The 19,256-nt window shown below is 33.8% G+C and carries 19 protein-coding genes; 1 reads left to right on the top strand and 18 read right to left on the bottom strand.

The genetic code is table 11. The annotated features are described in order from the left end of the window. Positions 1–105: 105 nt before the first annotated feature. The 17 genes from B6A10_RS13900 to rpsF all read right to left on the bottom strand — a co-directional run bounded on the left by B6A10_RS13900 (position 106) and on the right by rpsF (position 15,930). Entirely contained in the window at positions 106–816 is a 711-nt protein-coding gene (locus B6A10_RS13900) for a response regulator transcription factor (protein ID WP_026715022.1), read from the bottom strand. 3 nt (positions 817–819) lie between these two features. Beyond that, entirely contained in the window at positions 820–2,403 is a 1,584-nt protein-coding gene (locus B6A10_RS13895; RefSeq protein ID WP_055092201.1) for a sensor histidine kinase, read from the bottom strand. A gap of 71 nt (positions 2,404–2,474) precedes the next feature. After that, a complete protein-coding gene (gene coaE, locus B6A10_RS13890; RefSeq protein ID WP_188221346.1) occupies positions 2,475–3,059 on the bottom strand; it encodes a dephospho-CoA kinase in 585 nt (194 codons plus the stop codon). Between the two features lie 2 nt (positions 3,060–3,061). Continuing rightward, positions 3,062–4,060: a glycosyltransferase gene (locus B6A10_RS13885; RefSeq protein ID WP_188221345.1), complete on the bottom strand. Its 999-nt coding sequence runs from the start codon at positions 4,058–4,060 to the stop codon at positions 3,062–3,064. A gap of 155 nt (positions 4,061–4,215) precedes the next feature. Then, a complete protein-coding gene (gene fabV, locus B6A10_RS13880) occupies positions 4,216–5,409 on the bottom strand; it encodes an enoyl-ACP reductase FabV (RefSeq protein ID WP_188221344.1) in 1,194 nt (397 codons plus the stop codon). Between the two features lie 95 nt (positions 5,410–5,504). Next, on the bottom strand, positions 5,505–7,157 hold the full coding sequence (gene recN, locus B6A10_RS13875) for a DNA repair protein RecN (protein ID WP_188221343.1): 1,653 nt from the start codon (positions 7,155–7,157) through the stop codon (positions 5,505–5,507). A 43-nt stretch (positions 7,158–7,200) separates the two neighbouring features. Further along, on the bottom strand, positions 7,201–8,085 hold the full coding sequence (porD, locus tag B6A10_RS13870) for a type IX secretion system protein PorD (RefSeq protein WP_188221342.1): 885 nt from the start codon (positions 8,083–8,085) through the stop codon (positions 7,201–7,203). Then, on the bottom strand, positions 8,078–9,289 hold the full coding sequence (gene coaBC / locus B6A10_RS13865; protein WP_188221341.1) for a bifunctional phosphopantothenoylcysteine decarboxylase/phosphopantothenate--cysteine ligase CoaBC: 1,212 nt from the start codon (positions 9,287–9,289) through the stop codon (positions 8,078–8,080). Before coaBC ends, porD begins: the two co-directional genes overlap by 8 nt. A 6-nt stretch (positions 9,290–9,295) precedes the next feature. Continuing rightward, positions 9,296–9,613, bottom strand: a complete 318-nt coding sequence (locus tag B6A10_RS13860) for a DNA-directed RNA polymerase subunit omega (RefSeq protein WP_026715030.1) — start codon at positions 9,611–9,613, stop codon at positions 9,296–9,298. Positions 9,614–9,622: 9 nt separating this feature from the next. Further along, on the bottom strand, positions 9,623–10,417 hold the full coding sequence (locus B6A10_RS13855) for an outer membrane protein assembly factor BamD (RefSeq protein WP_188221340.1): 795 nt from the start codon (positions 10,415–10,417) through the stop codon (positions 9,623–9,625). A gap of 136 nt (positions 10,418–10,553) precedes the next feature. Then, positions 10,554–11,435, bottom strand: coding sequence for a 4-hydroxy-tetrahydrodipicolinate synthase (gene dapA, locus B6A10_RS13850; RefSeq protein WP_188221339.1), 882 nt, complete (start codon positions 11,433–11,435; stop codon positions 10,554–10,556). Between the two features lie 9 nt (positions 11,436–11,444). Further along, positions 11,445–11,963, bottom strand: coding sequence for a DUF6913 domain-containing protein (locus tag B6A10_RS13845; protein ID WP_188221338.1), 519 nt, complete (start codon positions 11,961–11,963; stop codon positions 11,445–11,447). Between the two features lie 138 nt (positions 11,964–12,101). Next, the gene (ligA, locus tag B6A10_RS13840) at positions 12,102–14,123 is read right to left on the bottom strand and encodes an NAD-dependent DNA ligase LigA (protein WP_188221337.1); all 2,022 of its coding nucleotides are present in this window, start codon (positions 14,121–14,123) and stop codon (positions 12,102–12,104) included. 75 nt (positions 14,124–14,198) lie between these two features. Beyond that, positions 14,199–14,672, bottom strand: coding sequence for a DUF6495 family protein (locus tag B6A10_RS13835; RefSeq protein WP_055092221.1), 474 nt, complete (start codon positions 14,670–14,672; stop codon positions 14,199–14,201). Positions 14,673–14,771: 99 nt separating this feature from the next. After that, positions 14,772–15,215, bottom strand: coding sequence for a 50S ribosomal protein L9 (rplI, locus tag B6A10_RS13830; protein ID WP_055092223.1), 444 nt, complete (start codon positions 15,213–15,215; stop codon positions 14,772–14,774). A gap of 71 nt (positions 15,216–15,286) precedes the next feature. Then, a complete protein-coding gene (rpsR, locus tag B6A10_RS13825; RefSeq protein ID WP_026715037.1) occupies positions 15,287–15,583 on the bottom strand; it encodes a 30S ribosomal protein S18 in 297 nt (98 codons plus the stop codon). 5 nt (positions 15,584–15,588) lie between these two features. Further along, positions 15,589–15,930 carry a 30S ribosomal protein S6 gene (rpsF, locus tag B6A10_RS13820; protein ID WP_026715038.1) on the bottom strand — a complete coding sequence of 114 codons (342 nt, stop codon included), beginning with the start codon at positions 15,928–15,930 and terminating at the stop codon, positions 15,589–15,591. Between the two features lie 169 nt (positions 15,931–16,099). Here rpsF and B6A10_RS13815 point away from each other — a divergent pair, with 169 nt between their 5' ends. Further along, positions 16,100–16,795 (top strand): LytR/AlgR family response regulator transcription factor, encoded by a 696-nt coding sequence (locus B6A10_RS13815; RefSeq protein WP_026715039.1) that lies wholly within the window; start codon positions 16,100–16,102, stop codon positions 16,793–16,795. 5 nt (positions 16,796–16,800) lie between these two features. On the opposite strand, the gene priA is transcribed toward B6A10_RS13815, so the two are convergent. After that, positions 16,801–19,254, bottom strand: coding sequence for a replication restart helicase PriA (gene priA / locus B6A10_RS13810; RefSeq protein ID WP_188221336.1), 2,454 nt, complete (start codon positions 19,252–19,254; stop codon positions 16,801–16,803). Positions 19,255–19,256 lie beyond the last annotated feature (2 nt).

The raw sequence follows: 19,256 nt of genomic DNA, 5'->3' as shown, positions 1-19,256 counted from the left end.
AAGGACAATTTTAGTTTTTTTCAGCAGAAGTAAAAATCAAACCAAATAGACTGAAATGAAAAAACCGCCTCAAATTATGTTTTGAGACGGCTTCTTTTTATTTATTTAGGCTTTGTTTTTAATCACCAAACGGAAACCCTCTCCATGAATATTTAAGATTTCAACATCTTCATCCTGTTTTAAATATTTACGCAATTTAGCAATGTAAACATCCATACTTCTTGAAGTAAAATAGTTGTCATCTCTCCAGATTTTAGTCAGTGCCAATTCTCTAGGCATCAAATCATTTTCGTGAAGAATCAACATTTTTAATAATTCGTTCTCTTTTGGAGATAATTTTACCGGTTCTTCACCTGCAAAACTTAAGAATCTCAGTTTAGAATTCAAATGAAACTTACCAATAGTAAATTCGAACGGAACTTGTTCTGCTTTCACATCTGAAGCTTTTCTTTGGATAATAGCTTTGATTTTCATCAATAAAACTTCTGAATCAAAAGGTTTATTTAAGTAATCATCCGCTCCGGCTTTATATCCTTTTAAAACATCTTCTTTCATTGATTTGGCAGTCAAAAAGATAATTGGCACTTCGGCATTTTTCTCTCTTATTTCCTTAGCTAATGTATATCCGTCTTTATAAGGCATCATTACATCCAGAATACACAAATCATAAGAATCTTTTTTAAATTTCTCAAAACCTTCCATTCCGTTCTTAGCCAAAGTAACATCAAAGTCATTCAACATCAAATAGTCTTTAAGAACAGCTCCAAAATTCAAATCGTCTTCTACTAAGAGAATTTTTTTATTTATACTTTCCATATTCTAATTTATTAGAGGTAATTTTATAATGAAGGTACTTCCTTTTCCCTTTTCACTTTCAACATAAACTTGTCCGTTGTGATCTTCAACGATTCTTTTTACATAAGCTAATCCCAAACCATGCCCTTTAACGTTATGTAAATCTCCGGTATGCTCCCGATAAAATTTCTCAAAAACTCTTTTCTGAGCCACTTTACTCATTCCTAAGCCCTGATCTTTTACCTTTATCAAAATCATATCTTTAATATTCTCGGTATAAATATCAATCTGAGGTGCTTCCGGCGAATATTTAATTGCATTTTCTAAAATGTTAACCACAACATTTGTAAAATGCACTTCATTGATTAAAACAGTTGTTCTGGCTGCTTCAAAATGATTTCTGATAATTCCGCCTCTATCCTGTAAAATCAAATTCACATGTTCGATAGCATCATAAATCACTTCTTCTACATTGCTGGAACCTTTTTCTATATCTAATTCTTTTTTCTCCAGTTTCGAAATACGCAACACATTCTCTACCTGAGCATGCATTCGCTTATTTTCATCCCGAATCATCTGTAAATACCGATATACTTTTTCCTTATCTTCAATAATTTTCGGATTTTTAATCGCATCTAAAGCCAGGTTAATCGTGGCAATTGGTGTTTTAAATTCATGCGTCATATTATTGATAAAATCGGTTTTAATTTCCGAAATCTGACGCTGACGAATCAACTGGTTTAAAGCGCTGGTATAAGCAATTAAAATAATTAACGTAAAAATTATGGATAAGATTGTAATACTTACTAATTCTGACAAAAGAAATTTCTTTTTGTGAGGAAAAGTAACTAACAACTTATATTTTTCATTCCCTTCATTATCAGCCAGAATCGAAATTGAATAAGTAGCATCTTTATCAAATTTAAAATTATTCGATCTTATTTTGGTTGCCACCCCATCGTTGTAAATCCCAAATTCAAACTTTGTATTTACACCATATTCTTTTAATTCTTTTCTAATTAAACTTTCAACTGTTTCTTTTGAAACCCTCTCTTCCAAAGGCATTGTTGAAGCAATGTCTTTGAAAAAAATTTCAAACTGAGCGTTATCTAAAATATCTAAATTCCCGGCTTTTTCAATTTTTACATCAGGAACAATACTTTGCTGCAAACCCGGTTTATCAATTGAACTATTATTATAAACCTCTGTTACTCTTCTGGAATTAAAATTTTTAAATCGTTCACTTCCAAACTTCTTACTAAATAAATCTGCCGAAATATTATAATCCTCAGAAATAATACTGTTCGAATAAACGATCGTTTTATTGGTTTTTGGATTTTTTTGAACATAATAAAACTCAGATAAATCATTTCTTTCCGGAATTTTCCCTGTACTGTCTTTATAATGATTATACTTGTTATAAAAACTAAAAGCCTCACGTTTTTCCAGTTTTTCAGCCACATTACCAATAACCTGTTTTACATGGTACCCAAACTGCTCATCGTTATTCTTAAACGAACTATTGAACCAATATACCTGAACAAGAATAATCCCTATCAGGGACAAACTCATCAGCAAAACAAGAAATCTAAAAAATAATTTATTCATCAAAACAAAATTAATATTTTAACATTATGGTTGATAATACATTAACCAAACATTAACATCTGTTATTTGAATTAATTAATTGTCAAAATTTTAAGAAATTCATCCATTTTTAACTTTGCCAAATCAATATCCAAATTTTCAATAACAAAATCACTTTTGGCGACACGTTCTTCATCCGTCCATTGCGCTTTAATTCTTTTTAAAAGCTGCTCTCTGTCTGTTGAATCTCTTTTTAGAACCCGGTCAATTCTGGTTTCCAAAGGCGCTGTGACGGTTATTATTTTATCAAAATTAGTATAGCTGCCACTTTCAAACAAAATTGCCGATTCGTAAAACACATAAGGCGAATCCTGATTTTCTTCAAGCCATTTTTTAAAATCATTTCGAACAGCCGGATGTACAATAGCATTCAGTTCCTGTAATTTTTCAGGATGCTCAAAAACAATTTTAGCCAATGCTGCTCTGTTCAATTGCTGATTGTCAAAAATTGCTGTTCCAAATTTTTCTTTAATAGCCTGAATGACCTCCGGAAACCGCATTACTTTTCTACCGGCATCATCAGCAACATAAACCGGATATCCCAATGAAACTAAATACTTAGCAATAGTCGATTTTCCACTTCCTATTCCACCGGTCAATCCAATAACTTTAACCATAATTACACTTTAAAAAATAAATTCGGGAAAGCTTCCTCCGGCTTTTGCTTTAAAATAATTACTTTATAATAAGATTCCATAAACCCCATTCCATAACCTAAGAATTGTTTCCAAACTGCCGTAACCGACAAATAACCAATTTTTAAACTTCGATTTTGATAACTGGAAACCAAAAAGATCATGAAGAAATAAACACAATACAATTTAGCTAAAAAATCATAAGTAAACACTAATAAAGCTACAGAAAGTGCCAATCCAATAATGAATACTGTTGGAAAAAAGAACGTTAGTTTACTGTATTGCGGATACCAACTGTTCAAAATTGGTCTGGCTTTACCAAATTTATTTACCTGAACCGAAAATTTATCCCAATCAATTCTTCTTTTGTGATACACATAAGCATCTGAAAAAAGTCGGGTTTGGAAACCTAAATTCCACAATCGGATAGACAAATCAGGATCTTCTCCCGGATGAATATTCCCGAATCCTTTAGACGCTTCAAAAGCTTTTCGGGAAATTCCCATATTAAAACTTCGTGGTTGAAATTTTCCGATTTTTTCCGAACCACCGCGTATCCCTCCCGTCGTTAAAAAGGAAGTCATTGCAAAATTGATGGCTTTTTGAATATTTGAAAAACTATCCAAAGCCTTGTCCGGTCCACCAAAACAATCTACATAATCGGCTTTTAAAGCCTTATCAACCTCAGTTAAATATTTCGAAGGAATGATACAATCGGAGTCAAAAATGATGAAATATTCTCCTTTAGCCACTTTCATTCCATAATTTCGGGAATCTCCGGGGCCTGAATTTTCTTTGTAATAATATGAAATCGACAATTTGTCTTGGTACTGACGAACAACATCTTCACAACGAATGGAAGAACCATCTTCCACAATTACCACTTCAAAAGGCTCTTTATAATCTAATTTTGATAAACTTTCTAAAAGTTCATCCACTTCGTCCGGACGATTATATACAGGAATAATCAAAGAAAAATACATATTCTTAAAAAAGGTATTAATGGTACAATATAAATGTAATTTTTTAACAAAGATAGGTTATAAACAACAATACGCCTTAATTTCAAATGCATTTTATACATTCAAAATTAAGGCGTATTAATTATTTATGATTTTTAGTTTTTCGTTGTAAACTATTACTCAGCAATACTTTCAACCTGAACCATTTCGTCAGTATCCGCGTTATAATCAACTCCTGCCAAATCAAAACCGAATAAGTTATAAAAATCTTTACGGTAACCTTCTAAGTCTCCAATTTCAGCAAGGTTTTCTGTTGTAGCCTCCGTCCATAATTTAGCCACATTAGCCTGAACATCCTCACGCATTTCCCAATCATCGATACGGATTCTTCCTTTATCATCAACAGGAACTTCAGCTCCGTTGAATAATCTTTGTTGGTACAAACGTTGAATTTGCTCAATACAACCTTCGTGAATTCCTTTTTCTTTCATTGTTTTGTACAATAAAGAAATATACAACGGAATTACCGGAATTGCCGAACTAGCTTGAGTTACTAACGCTTTGTTTACCGAAACATAAGCTTTCCCTTTAATATCAGCTAAACTGTCAGAGATTGTAAATGCAGTTGACTCTAAATGATCTTTAGCACGACCAATAGTTCCTTTTCTGTAAACTGCTTCGGTTACTTCAGGTCCGATATAAGAATAAGCCACAGTTGTAGCTCCCGGAGCCAATAAATTTTCTGCTTTTAAAGCATCAATCCACATTGCCCAGTCTTCACCTCCCATTACAGCAATTGTGTTTTCGATATCATCACCGGAACATGGTTCGATAGAAACTTCAGAAACTTTTCCAGTGTGAAAATCTACTGTTTTATTAGAAAAAGTAGCCCCAATTGGTTTCAAAACCGAACGGTGTGTAACTCCAGTATTAGGATTAGTACGAACCGGAGAAGCCAAACTGTAGATTACTAAATCTACCTGACCTAAATCAGCTTTAATCAATTCGATCGTTTGTTGCTTAACTTCGTTAGAAAAAGCATCTCCATTGATACTTTTTGCATACAAACCTGCTTTATGAGCCTCTTTTTCAAAAGCCGCCGAATTGTACCAACCCGGAGAAGCCGTTTTTCCTGGCATTGGAGGTTTTTCAAAGAAAACACCAATTGTTGCCGCATCAGAACCAAAAGCACTTGAAATCCTTGAAGCTAAACCAAAACCTGTTGAAGCACCAATTACCAATACTTTTTTAGCACCATTGATAGCTCCTTTTGATTTAACATACTCAATTTGATTTTTAACATTTTGCTCGCATCCGGCCGGGTGTGCCGTCAAGCAAATAAATCCTCTCATTCTAGGTTCTATGATCATAATGTATCAATATTTTATTTCTATTTTATAAATGTAAAAACAACTTCTTTTTCAGAAAAAGCCATCATTTTGGATGGCAAATATAGGGCATTTTTTTAGTTCAACAAGGCTTTTGCATGATTTAGAGCCGAATCAGAAACAATAGTTCCTGATAACATTTGAGCAATTTCCACTACTCGTTCTTCCTCTGTCAATAACCTCAATTCGGACTGCGTATCTTCATCAACTGTTGATTTAGACACTTTAAAATGAGCATCTCCTTTGGCGGCAATCTGCGGTAAATGCGTAATAGCAAAAATCTGCATCGTCTGACTCATCCCCTTCATAATCTCTCCCATTTTTATGGCAATTTCTCCCGAAACTCCCGTATCAATTTCGTCAAAAATTAAGGTTGGTAATTTAGAATATTGTGCCAAAATAGCTTTTACAGCCAGCATAATTCGGGACATTTCCCCACCGGAAGCGACTTTTTTCAGCAATCCAAAATCAGTTCCTTTATTCGCAGAAAATAAAAATTGTAATTCGTCTTTTCCGTTCGCAAAATAACTTTCTGTTTGCTGCACATCAATATTAAAACGCGTATTAGGCATTCCTAAAGTTGCCAAAATGGCTATCATTTTTTCCGATAAAACTGGAACGGCTTCAATTCTGTTATTATGAATAGTTGTTGCCAAAGCATCTAATTCGTCTACTTTCTCCGCAATGGTTTGATTCAAAAGAGCAATTGCTTCATCCATATTCCCCAACTCAAGCACTTCACTTTCCAATTGCGATTGAATTTCGATCAGCTCTTCAACTGTGGCTACCTGATGTTTTTTCTGCAAATTATAAATCAGCTGCAACTTTTGATTGGTTTGTTCCAATTGTTCCGGATCAAAAACAATTCGCTCTGAACAACGGTTTATTTCGGCAGCAATATCATCAAATTCTATCGCCAAACTATTAATTCGCTCCAGCAATTCCTGATATTCCGGAGCAAAAGCGGCTATTTTTTGAATCGCATTTTTAGTCTCTTTCAGATTATTTAAAATCCCAAATTGTTCCTCATTGGCAATCGCTAACGATTTATCAATTGCTTCCCGAATGCTTTCTACATTATTCAACTTTTCAAAAACACTTTCCAACTCCTCCTGCTCTCCGGATTTCAACTGAGCCGTCTGCAATTCATTTAGTAAAAAAGCATGATACTCCTTTTCTTTATTAGATTCGCTTAGTTTTTTAAGTAGCGAATTTAATTTCGTCTTATCCGATTTATAGCTTTTTAACAAAGCTTGATACTCCAAAATCACATCCTGATTGGCTGCAATAGCATCAATAATATCAAATTGAACATTTTCATCGGTAAGTTCTCTGGTTTGTTGCTGCGAATGAATATCAATCAAAAACAATCCTAAATCCTGCAATTCCTGTAAATTTACCGGACTGTCATTTACAAAAGCTCGCGATTTCCCTGATGGCAGAATCTCTCTTCGAATAATCGTTTCCTCTTCGTAATCCAAATCATTTGCTTCAAAAAAAGCTTTCAAATTGTATTTTGAAATATCAAATTGTGCTTCGATAATACATTTTTCTTCTTTGTTTTTCAAGGAAGTTAAATCGGCACGCTTTCCTAAAACCAAACCTAAAGCACCTAAAATAATCGATTTTCCTGCCCCGGTTTCTCCCGTAATAATCGAAAATCCTTTAGAAAAATCAATCGATAATCTCTCAATTAAAGCATAGTTTTTTATAGATAGCGCAGTAATCATTAAGCGTATTTATTTATGAGGTTTAATGAAGTAGTAAAAAGAATTAAAATTTTAAGGTTGCCCATTTTCCTGAATTTATAGGCGAAATTTTGTTTAAATTATCTACCAAATCAGCAATTGCAATACTTGGTCCACCCGAAAAAACAGAAGTTACTTCATCGGATTTAGCATCAAAAAATATTCGGGTTAAATAAGCATTAGGTTTCGAATTATACAATTTATTCAAACCCAAAATAGCCGTTTTCATTTTCTCCTTAGCCGACTTTAAATTATCGGTCATCATATCTAATCCCTGATGGTAATCAAATATTGTTTTTCGGATTTCCACATACGTAGGCGACAACAAATCATTAATTAAAAAATAACGATTTTGATTTCCATCCAATTGACTCCAGCCTTTGTAACTGCTTTGTTGAGCAACAGTAGCAATGGTTTGTGCAGTCTGAAAAATAGCATCTCCGGATTTAAACCCAAAAGTATCCTGATCCATTCCTATTATTACGTAACTGTAAAAAGAAATCACCGAAATTAAATTGGACTGAAAATTATTGGCATTAAAAACTAGATTTTCAAACTCGGTATAAGTAAAACTAAAATCTTTGTCATTAATATTTAAAACCGGAGTTTCATAAGACGAATTAAAAACCGGACGTGAAGATTGCACCTGAATCGTAGCCGAAAACTGATCAGAGCTGTGCGAAAGTAAGGTAATATACATCGAACAGTTAATTCTTTCCTGCGGTTTCAGGGTTTGTCCTGTCCAATCGGTTTTGTTTACAAATTCGTTCAGAGTTGTTTCCAGCGTTTTATAAATCTGCTGATTGGGATTTCCCATTTTCTGAGCATTTACCGTAACGGTACAATTTAATTGCTGTGCCTGAACAAAACCAAAGCTTACTAATAAAAAAAAGACAATTATTTTATTCATAAAAATGCGCTATTACTTTATTTAAAATATCATCAGCGACCGCTTCTTTGGATTTTAATTCCATCGGTTCTATCTTAAAATCTTTATCAATAAAAGTAACTTTGTTGGTTGTTTTTTGAAAACCGGCTCCTTCATCCTGCAAAGAATTTAAAACAATCAAATCTAAGTTTTTTTTCTGAATTTTCGCCTTTGCATTTTCAATTTCATTTTCTGTTTCCAGAGCAAAACCAATTAAAAACTGCTGTTTTTTATTTTCTCCCAATGAAGACAGGATGTCTTTTGTTTTTTCGAGTTCAATTACAAAATTATCTGCCGCTTTTTTAATTTTCTGATTAGCTACATTTTTTGGCCTATAATCCGCAACTGCTGCGGCAGCAATAGCCACATCAACATCAGCATAATATTGATGACAGGCATCATACATTTCCTGAGCCGAAGTAACTTTGACAAGCTGAATCAAAACATGATTTACCACACAATGCGTAGGTCCTGAAACTAAAATTACTGAAGCACCAAGATTAGCAGCACTCTTAGCAATATCAAAACCCATTTTTCCGGAAGAATGATTTCCGATAAAACGCACCGGATCTATGGCTTCGTAAGTAGGTCCGGCTGTGATTAAGATTTTTTTTTCTTTTAGAGGCAATTTACTTTCCAAATCAGCTTCGAGAAAAGCAACGATATTTTCTGGCTCAGCCATTCGTCCTTCTCCGGATAAACCACTGGCTAATTCACCGCTTTCAGCAGGAATCATAATATTACCGAATTGTTCTAAGGCCTGAAAACTAGCAATTGTAGATGGATGTTTGTACATATCCAAATCCATAGCCGGAGCAAAATAAACAGGACATTTTGCCGAAAGATAAGTAGCAATTAGCAGATTATCGCAAGTACCATTTGCCATTTTAGACAAGGTATTGGCGGTTGCAGGCGCAACAAGCATTAAATCTGCCCAAAGACCAAATTCCACATGATTATTCCATTTTTCATCTTCTTCATCTTCATTAAAAAAAGTAGAATAAACCGGATTTTTGGACAAAGTAGATAATGTAAGCGGAGTTACAAAATCCTTAGAAGCAGGTGTCATGATCACTTGTACATGTGCACCTGCTTTTATAAAAAGTCGTACTAAAGACGCTGTTTTATAGGCGGCAATTCCGCCAGAAACACCTAGCAAAATTCTTTTACCGCTTAAAACTGACATAGTATCTTATTTGTTTGATTCTCTGAAATAAATTTTACCGTCTAACCATTCCTGAACAGCAAGAGCGTGAGGTTTTGGTAATTTTTCATAGAATTTAGAAACCTCAATTTGTTCTTTGTTTTCAAAAACTTCCTCAAGACTATCATTATATGTAGCAAATTCTTCCAATTTTTCAGTCAATTCTTTTTTAATTTCAGAATTGATTTGGTTCGCTCTTTTAGCCATAATGGTAATTGCTTCATACACATTTCCGGTAGGTTGTTCAATAAGCGTTTTATTGTACGTAATTGTATTTACCGGAGCATTCGTCTTTTTTAAATCCATGACCTTTATTTATTTAGTATATTTTTGTAATTCTTGTTCCACACGAGCATACATTTCGTCTGCCTGTTCTTTATATTTTGTATCCGCTTTAAACTTAATCAAATTTTGATAAGAGGTTTTAGCTACATTCAATCGTTCCTGCATTTTTTCAGGAACACTGTTAATTCCTAATTTATAAGCAGAATCTAATTTATAAAACAAAGCATCTTCTTTGAATTTTGTTCCCGGATAATCGATAATAAAATTATCAAAAGCCACTAATGCCGATTTATAATCAGAAATAGTATTATAACCTTTGGCGTTTTCGTAAACTTTTTTCTCAATCTTTTCCGATAATAATTTAGTCAAACCATTTGCTTCAGTCAAATATTGCGAATTTGGAAATCGATCAATAAATGCCTGCATTTTCTCAATTGCTTTATACGTATCCGCCTGATCCAAACTGTAAACCGGTGATAAAACAGCATAACTTTTTGCTCCTAAAAAAGAAGCTTCTTCTATTTTTACACTTTTTGGATATCCCGAAGCAAAACTTTCAAACTGATAAGCTGCTAAATAATATTGTTTGGTTTTATAATACGACTGTGCGTACATATAAAACATCTTTTCTGCCTGTGGCTTTCCTCTGAATTCCGGAGCTATTTGTTCAAAAAGACGCAATGCTTTTGAATATTTAGCCTGAGCATACAAAGTATCTGCCATTTTATATTTTACCGAAACATCTTCGCTTTTAAGTGCTTTTTGATATTCATTACATGAACTAAAAAGAACTACAAGAAGCAATAAGGATACAATTTTTTTCATTTTTTTATTTTGTTTTTCTAATACAGACCTTTTACAGCCCATAAAAAATCATACCGAAGTTTCGGTGGCAAATTTAGTTATTAATTTAGCGACTACAAAATATTTCTTAGCTTAAAAAAATACTTGCAAAAAGCTATTATTTATCTATTTTTTTGACAAATTCAGCTATTCTTTGTTGCAAATCTTCATCAACTGTTACTAATGGCAAACGCACGGTGTTCTCAGCAATTCCTAAAACCTGAAAAACCTGTTTGATTCCGGCAGGATTACCCTGTTCGAAGATCATATCAATACAATCAGATAATAAATATTGTGATTTGAAAGCTTCATCTACTTTACGATTCAAACCCAGACGAATCATCTCAGAAAATTCCTTTGGAAATCCCTGACCAATTACCGAAATCACTCCGGAACCACCTGCTAAAACTGTAGCTAAAGCCGTCATGTCATCACCTGAAATCACATGAAAATCCTTCGGTTTATCTTTTAACAATTGCATCGCCTGAACAATATCACCGGCAGCTTCTTTGATAGCCACAATATTTTCAAAATCATTTGCTAAACGCAAAACCGTTTTTGGCAACATATTACTGGAAGTCCTTCCCGGAACATTATACACAATTACCGGAATTGGAGAAGCCTCAGCAATGGCTTTAAAATGCTGATAAATCCCTTCCTGAGAAGGCTTGTTATAATAAGGAGAAACTGAAAGAATAGCCACATAAGGCGACATATCTCTTGTTTTTAACTCCTCAACTACTTTCATCGTATTATTTCCACCAACTCCCAAAACCAATGGTAAACGCCCATTATTCGCTTCAATCACGGTTTTAATAACCAATTCCTTTTCCTCATTGTTAAGCGTAGCATTTTCAGCAGTTGTTCCTAAAATAACCAGATATTCAACTCCACCATCTACAGAAAAATTTACAATTCTTCTTAATGCTTCGGTATCGATAGAAAAATCTTCTTTGAAAGGAGTTACCAGAGCAACACCAGTTCCTATTAATGATTGCATGTTTTTAGTTTATATTTTGTTTAATATTTTTAAATATCTAAATAATTCCTGAACAAAAACCTGATAATTTCCCTGATTCGTATTAATCATAAAATCATTCAAGCGTTTGTCTATATTCGCAAAGCCAACTTTAAATTTGGCTCCAGATTCATGAGTTACCACAAGTAAAATTGCTTTTTCTACCTCATAATAACTCACTAATAAATCAAAATCGCGAGCAATAAATTTCTTTACTTCTTTACTTTTAATCTGCCCTTTCCAATCGAGATTTCCTGAAGTTAATTTTACAGTTTCAACCTCAAAATCAACATTTTTATCCCCTTTAAAAAGCAACAAACTAACATTTTCTTTTAAAATTCCGTTGGCTTTTAATTCATCCAGCAAGGATTTAGTGTTGGCAAAATGACTTTGATCAACAATCACTCCTACTGTTTTAATATCGCCTAAAGAAGAACTTCTCTTTACATTAAGTAAGCTGTTTTTTAATCTTTTCTTTACCGAAAACTCTTTTAAGTAATTCAAAAACATAACTTATCTTTATAAGTAAACAAAATTAATTAATTAAGTCACACTAAAAGCGGCAAATCTAAAAAAGTATAATGACGATTTAAAACTTTTTGTTAAATTCTTAACACTCTTTTTTACTCAAAAAAACCAAACAAGCGCTTAATTTTCCGTTAGCATCACCATAAAATCGGATTCAGAAATAATTGGAATATTCAACTTATTCGCTTTATCTAACTTAGCCGGCCCCATATTATCTCCCGCCACTACATAATCCGTTTTAGATGAAATAGAACTACCAACTTTCCCTCCGTTATCTTCGATAGCCGTTTTGAGTTCCTCTCTTGAAAATTGAGTAAAAACTCCCGAAACCACAAAAATTTTACCTTCTAACTTATTCGTTGCATTGAGATTTATTTTTTCAACAATTTCAAATTGAACTCCGTACTGTTTTAAACGTTGAATTATGATTTTATTTTCTTCTTTTTCAAAAAATTCAACTACACTTTGCGCAATTCGTTCTCCAATTTCATCCACTAAAATCAAATCCATCAAAGTCGCCTGACTCAGCGCCTCAATATTTTTATAATGCTTCGCTAATTTTTTAGCGACAGTCTCACCCACATAACGAATTCCTAAAGCATACAAAACACTTTCAAAAGGAATCAGCGTAGATTTTTTAACACCATTTACCAAATTTTCCGCCGATTTTTGCGCCATTCGTTCCAAAGGCAAAATATCCTCAACTTTCAATTCGTACAAATCAGCATAATTTTGAACCAAATGATTATTATACAACAAAGCCACAGTTTCACCTCCTAAACCTTCAATATCCATCGCTTTTCGAGAAATAAAATGCTGAATTCTACCAATAATCTGTGGTGGACAGCCATAAAAATTCGGACAATAATGATTAGCTTCTCCTTCATTACGAACTAATTCCGAATTACATTCGGGACAATGCGTTATATAATCCGTAATTTTAGAATCTTCCGGACGTTTACTTAAATCTACCGCAATAATTTTCGGAATAATCTCCCCTCCTTTTTCCACAAAAACAGTATCCCCAATACGAATATCCAATTTTTCAATCTGATCCGCATTATGCAAGGAAGCCCGTTTTACAATGGTTCCCGCCAACTGCACCGGCTCTAAATTAGCCACTGGTGTAATCGCTCCGGTTCGACCTACCTGATACGAAATGGAATTTAATTTTGTAGCCACCTGCTCCGCCTTAAACTTATAAGCAATTGCCCAGCGCGGCGATTTTGCTGTATACCCTAATTCATCTTGATAATAACATTTATCTACTTTTATCACAACCCCATCCGTCTCATAAGGCAAATCATGTCGATGTACATCCCAATAGTCTATAAATTCAAAAACCTGATCCATTCCAGAAGCAAACTTATACTGATACTTCTCTTTATCAGGAACTTTAAACCCCCAATTTTTAGCACATTCTAAAGCTTCATGTTGAGAAGACCAACACATATTACTAGCTCCAGCCAAAAAATATAACAAACAACTTAATTTTCTTTTACCAACTTCAGCACTATCTTGTAATTTTAAACTGCCTGAAGCCGTATTTCGGGGATTAGAATATGGCGTTTCACCAATTTCAATCAATTCCTGATTCATCTTTTCAAATTCCACCAATGGAAGAATAATTTCACCACGAATATCAAATTTATCAGGATAACCTTCCCCTTTCAACTGCAACGGAATCGACCTTATCGTTTTGATATTATTCGTCACATCATCCCCTTGAAAACCATCGCCACGGGTTACCGCACGGACTAATTTTCCATTTTCATACGTAATACTAATCGACGCTCCGTCGTACTTTAATTCACAGGTATATTGCAAATCGACATTTCCCAGAACTTTTTGAATTCGGTTTTCCCAATCCAATAAATCTTCTTTCGAATAGGAATTATCCAAAGAATACATCCGATGCGTGTGCGCAACGGTTTGAAAATTTTTAGTAATCGTACCTCCTACTCGTTGGGTTGGTGAATTAGCATCAAAAAACTCAGGATGCATATTCTCCAAATCCTGAAGTTCTTTCAGTTTTATATCAAACTCATAATCAGATATCGTGGGATTATCCAAGACATAATAATTGTAATTATGAAGATTTAGTTCGTCTCGTAATTTTTGAATAGTTTTTAACACCGCCATATAAAAAAATTGGTCATTTTAGTTTCTGTAAACAGCCTACTAAAATAACCAATTTTAATAAAAATAACACTTAAATTACGATTCTATAATCGAATTTATTTGTTTAAATAATTGTCCGTCGCTTAAAAAAGCGCCTTGCTGAATTAATGAAAAAATTGAACTGTTACGCTCTTCTGTAAAAACCTTTTTTCCAACCTTCATCTCAATTGTTTCTGTAAACATATTATCACTCAGCCACTGCAAACCTTCTTTGGTTAGAAAATCCACATCCGGCACTAGCGATTTCAAAACAATAGACTGCACATGAGTATCAAAAGCCTGAAAAAGAAAAATATGATTTTTAGAAAAATGCTCTAAATATTCAGCCTTAGCCAAAACACCTTCCCAAATCAAATCGGAAAAAACATCCAATTCCTGTTCAGCAACTTCCGGCTTTTCTTCTTTGATCTTGTCCCACTCTGCTTTATCAATAGATTGGGTTGCCAAAAAATTGACAAATTCAGGATGTAATTCTTCAAATTGTTCTTTTGTTAATCTGGAATATTTCATTTATGCTGAATTGATTTCAGCATCTTATCATTAAGATGCAAATTAATTTTAAAAAAAAATCCCGACTTTCATCGGGATTTTTAATATTGAATAACAAAATTATGCTTTTTCAGCTACAATTTCGTATGGTAATTCTACGATAACATCTCTGTGTAATCTTACAGTAGCAGAATATTTTCCAGTACGTTTAACGATACCACTTGTGATGAATTTTCTTTCGATAGACTGACCTGCTTTTTCTAAAGCTTCAACGATGTCAATATTTGTGATTGAACCAAATAATTTTTCACCACCTGCTTTAGCAGCAATTTTAATTTCAAGAGCTTTTAAAGCTTCAGCAGTAGCTTTAGCATCAGCAATAATTTTAGCCTCTTTGTGCGCTCTTTGTTTTAGGTTTTCAGCTAATACTTTCTTTGCAGAAGCAGTTGCTAATTGAGCAAATCCTTGTGGGATTAAGTAGTTACGACCGTATCCGTTTTTTACAGTTACGATATCATCTTTAAAACCTAAGTTTTGAACGTCTTTCTTTAAAATAAGTTCCATGTTGTTGTCCTTGTATTTTAGAAGTTAGTCCCGTTGAGTTGCAACGAGACAACAACTGTTAATTTAATTGATTATTTTAATAAATCAGCCACATATGGCATTAAAGCTAAGTGACGAGCTCTTTTTACAGCTACAGACACTTTTCTTTGGTATTTCAAAGAAGTACCAGTTAAACGACGAGGTAAAATTTTACCTTGCTCATTAACAAATTTCAATAAGAAATCAGCATCTTTATAATCTACATATTTGATACCTGATTTTTTGAAACGACAGTACTTTTTAGTTTTGTTAGTTTCAATATTTAAAGGAGTAAGATATCTGATATCTCCGTCTTTTTTTCCTGAAGCAGATTGTTGTAATGTTGCCATGATAATTAAGCTTTTTGAGATTTTAATTTTGCTCTTCTTCTTTCAGCCCAAGAGATAGCATGTTTGTCAAGACTTACAGTTAAGAAACGCATAACTCTTTCGTCACGTCTAAACTCAGTTTCAAAAGCGATTAACACTTCTGGTGCTACTTTGAATTCAAACAAATGGTAAAAACCAGATTTTTTGTTTTGGATTTCGTAAGCCATTTTTTTAAGACCCCAATCCTCTTTAGCTACCATTTCAGCTCCTCTACTAGTAAGAAAATCTTCAAATTTGCTTACTGTTTCCTTTACCTGAACATCAGATAAAACGGGATTTAAAATGAAAACAGTTTCGTAATGATTCATAATAAATGTTTTATTTTGTTAAATTTGGGCGCAAAAATAATTAAATAATTCGAATAAAAAAACAAAAAACAACTTTATTCGTTGTATTGCAAAAAAAACCGATAAAGATTAGTTCATGTAAATATTTTACAATACTTTTACTAAGCCAAATCTTAAATTCCTAAAAATTATGAAACTTAATTGTGTCGTTGTCGATGATAGTTCGATACAAAGAATGATCATCGCAAAGTTAGTGAATAATCACCCAAACCTACATTTAATAGGTGATTTTTCCAATGCTATCGAAGCCAAAAGTTGCATGTCGGTGCATTCCGTAGATTTAATATTTCTTGATATAGAAATGCCGGTAATAAGCGGGTTTGATTTTTTAGACGGACTAAAAACCAAACCTCAAATTATTTTCATCACATCAAAAGCTGAATATGCCCTTAAAGCTTTTGACTATGATGCAACTGATTACTTGCAAAAACCTATAGCTGTAGACCGTTTTAATGCTTCTGTAAAAAGAGCCATCGATTTACATTTATTAAAACAGGACACCAAAGAAGAGGAAGGAGAACATATTTTTATCAAAAGTAATTTGAAAAAATTAAAAATCTACACTTCCAGAATCAAATGGATTGAAGCCTTCGGAGACTACGTAAGAGTGGTTACTGAAGACGACAGCCACTTGGTGCTTTCGACCATGAAATCTTTTGAAAATGATTTACCAAAAAAGAAATTTGTTCGTGTTCATAAATCCTACATTATCAACATTGACAAAGTAGAACGCTTTAACAGTAAATTTGCCGAAATTGGTCCAACCAAAATTCCTTTGAGCAGAAACAAGAAAGAAGATTTAGTAAAAGCGCTTTCTTACGCCTAAAAGGTTTAATAAAAATCGACGTTCAATACCACTTTAATCATTCTGTATTGAGCAACACTATCAAAACTATTCAATATTTTTTGAATAGTTTTTTTTGTCCCCATAATCGAAACATTATGGGGATTTTTTATCATTATTGTTCTAATATATTCGTTACGGATTCTGTTAACCGGAGGTTCCTCAGGACCAAGTACCGGAATTCCCAAATGCTGAGACAACACCTGATACAACCACATCGAACCTTCTTTTAATTTCTCAAAATCACGATGTTTTAAAGACAGTTTGATAATTCTGAAATAAGGCGGATATTTATAAATCTGACGGTCATACAACTGTTCTTTATACATTCCCGCATAATCATTGTTTGTTACCTGCTGAATCGTATTGTGATGAGGATTATAGGTTTGAATCACAACTTTTCCTTGTTTTTCAGCTCTTCCTGCACGACCCGCCACCTGAATCATGGTTTGAAAACTTCTTTCAAATGCCCTGAAATCCGGATGGTACAACATATTATCGGCATTCATAATCCCTACCAGACTTACATTGTCAAAATCCAATCCTTTTGCCAGCATTTGCGTTCCCACCATAATATCGATTTCCCTGTTTTTAAAACTGTCGATGATTTTTTCAAACCCAAATTTACCACGAGTCGTATCCTGATCCATTCGGCCAATTTTCTTCTCCGGAAAAAGTTGCACTAATTCCTGTTGGATTTGCTCTGTTCCAAAACCTTTTGTAGACAAATCAATCCCTGAACAACTATGACAGCGCGTAGGCTTTGCAATTGAATAACCACAATAATGACAACGCAGTTCATTTCTGTGTTTGTGATACGTCAAACTCACATCACATTGCTGACATTGCGGTACATGACCACAGGTCATACATTCCAACAAAGGCGAATATCCTCTCCTGTTTTGAAACAAAATTACCTGCTCTCCTAAAGACAAGGCTTCCGAAATCGCTTCAATCAAGACATCACTAAAATGACCAGTCATTCGCTTTCGGAAATATTTATCTTTTAAATCAACCAATTCAATTTCAGGCAAACGCACATTTCCATAACGCGTTTTAAGTTCAATCAGTCCGTATTTTCCGTTTTGTGCATTATAATAAGATTCGATACTTGGCGTAGCCGATCCAAGTAAAACTTTGGCATTAAAAAAACCTGCCAAAACTATTGCCGCATCACGGGCGTGATACCTTGGTGCCGGATCTTGCTGCTTAAAAGTCTGCTCATGTTCTTCGTCAACAATTACAAAACCCAAATTGGAAAAAGGTAAAAACAAAGCCGAACGTGCTCCAATTACCACCTGCGCTTTCTCTGAATTTTGTAAAACCTGATTCCAAACTTCTACCCTTTCATTATTATTATATTTCGAATGAAAAACCGCCACTTTATTTCCAAAATACGCTTGCAATCTTGAAACCAACTGTGTAGTCAACGCAATTTCAGGCAATAAAAACAAAATTTGTTTTCCGGTTTTTAAGTAATCTTCAATAAGTTTGATGTAGATTTCCGTTTTTCCGCTTGAAGTCACACCATGCAGTAAACAAACTTCTTTTTCGATAAAACCGTTTTTAATTTCGTCAAAAGCTTTTTGTTGTGCTTCACTTAACTGCAATAGCGTATCGTTTATTTCTCCGGTAAATTTTACACGGTCTTCCTGCAACAAATATTCTTCAAAAACCTGTTTATCAATCAAAGCTTTTACTTGCGCCGAAGTCGATTGAGAAGCTTCAACTAATTCTTTTACCGAAATTGCTTTCTTATTGGAAGCCGCACTCAACTGAAAATAAGTCAGTACAACTTCTTTTTGCTTATTAGCATTTTTTAAAACTTCCAATAATTCACTCAAGCCGCTGTCAGATTTATATTGTTCACTCAAACGAATATAGCGCACCAATTTAGGCTTATAAACTTCCTGAACTTCATCCTGTAAAACCAGAACATTTTTGTCTATTAATTTTTGAATAATTGGAAAAACACTCTTTTTATTCAAAATCCCAACCACATCCTGTACTTTCAATGAAGATTGCTGCTGTAGCGCCTGAAAAATTAAAAATTCATCATCCGTAAGTTGGCTTTCATCAATAAATGCATCGCTTTTTTGAGAAATCAGCGTTTCATTTTCTAATAACAATGCACTAGGCATCGCACCGCGATACACATCGCCGATGGCACACATATAATAAGAAGCAATCCATTGCCAGTGTTTGATTTGATTTTCAGTAACAACTGGCATTTCATCTAAGATTTGATGAATTTCTTTTGCTTCATACAAAGCGGGTTTATTTTGATGCAAATCAATCGCCAGCGCCGTATATATTTTGCTTTTCCCAAAAGGAACAGCTATTCGCATTCCTTTTTGAATATAATGATACTCGGCTTCAGAAACACTATAAGTAAAGGTTTTAGCCAGAGCCAACGGTAAAATTACTTCAACAAAATACATGA

It is taken from the genome of Flavobacterium pokkalii (genome assembly GCF_014596575.1).
Taxonomy (GTDB): domain Bacteria; phylum Bacteroidota; class Bacteroidia; order Flavobacteriales; family Flavobacteriaceae; genus Flavobacterium; species Flavobacterium pokkalii.
This window is presented reverse-complemented; position numbering and strand designations above follow the sequence as displayed.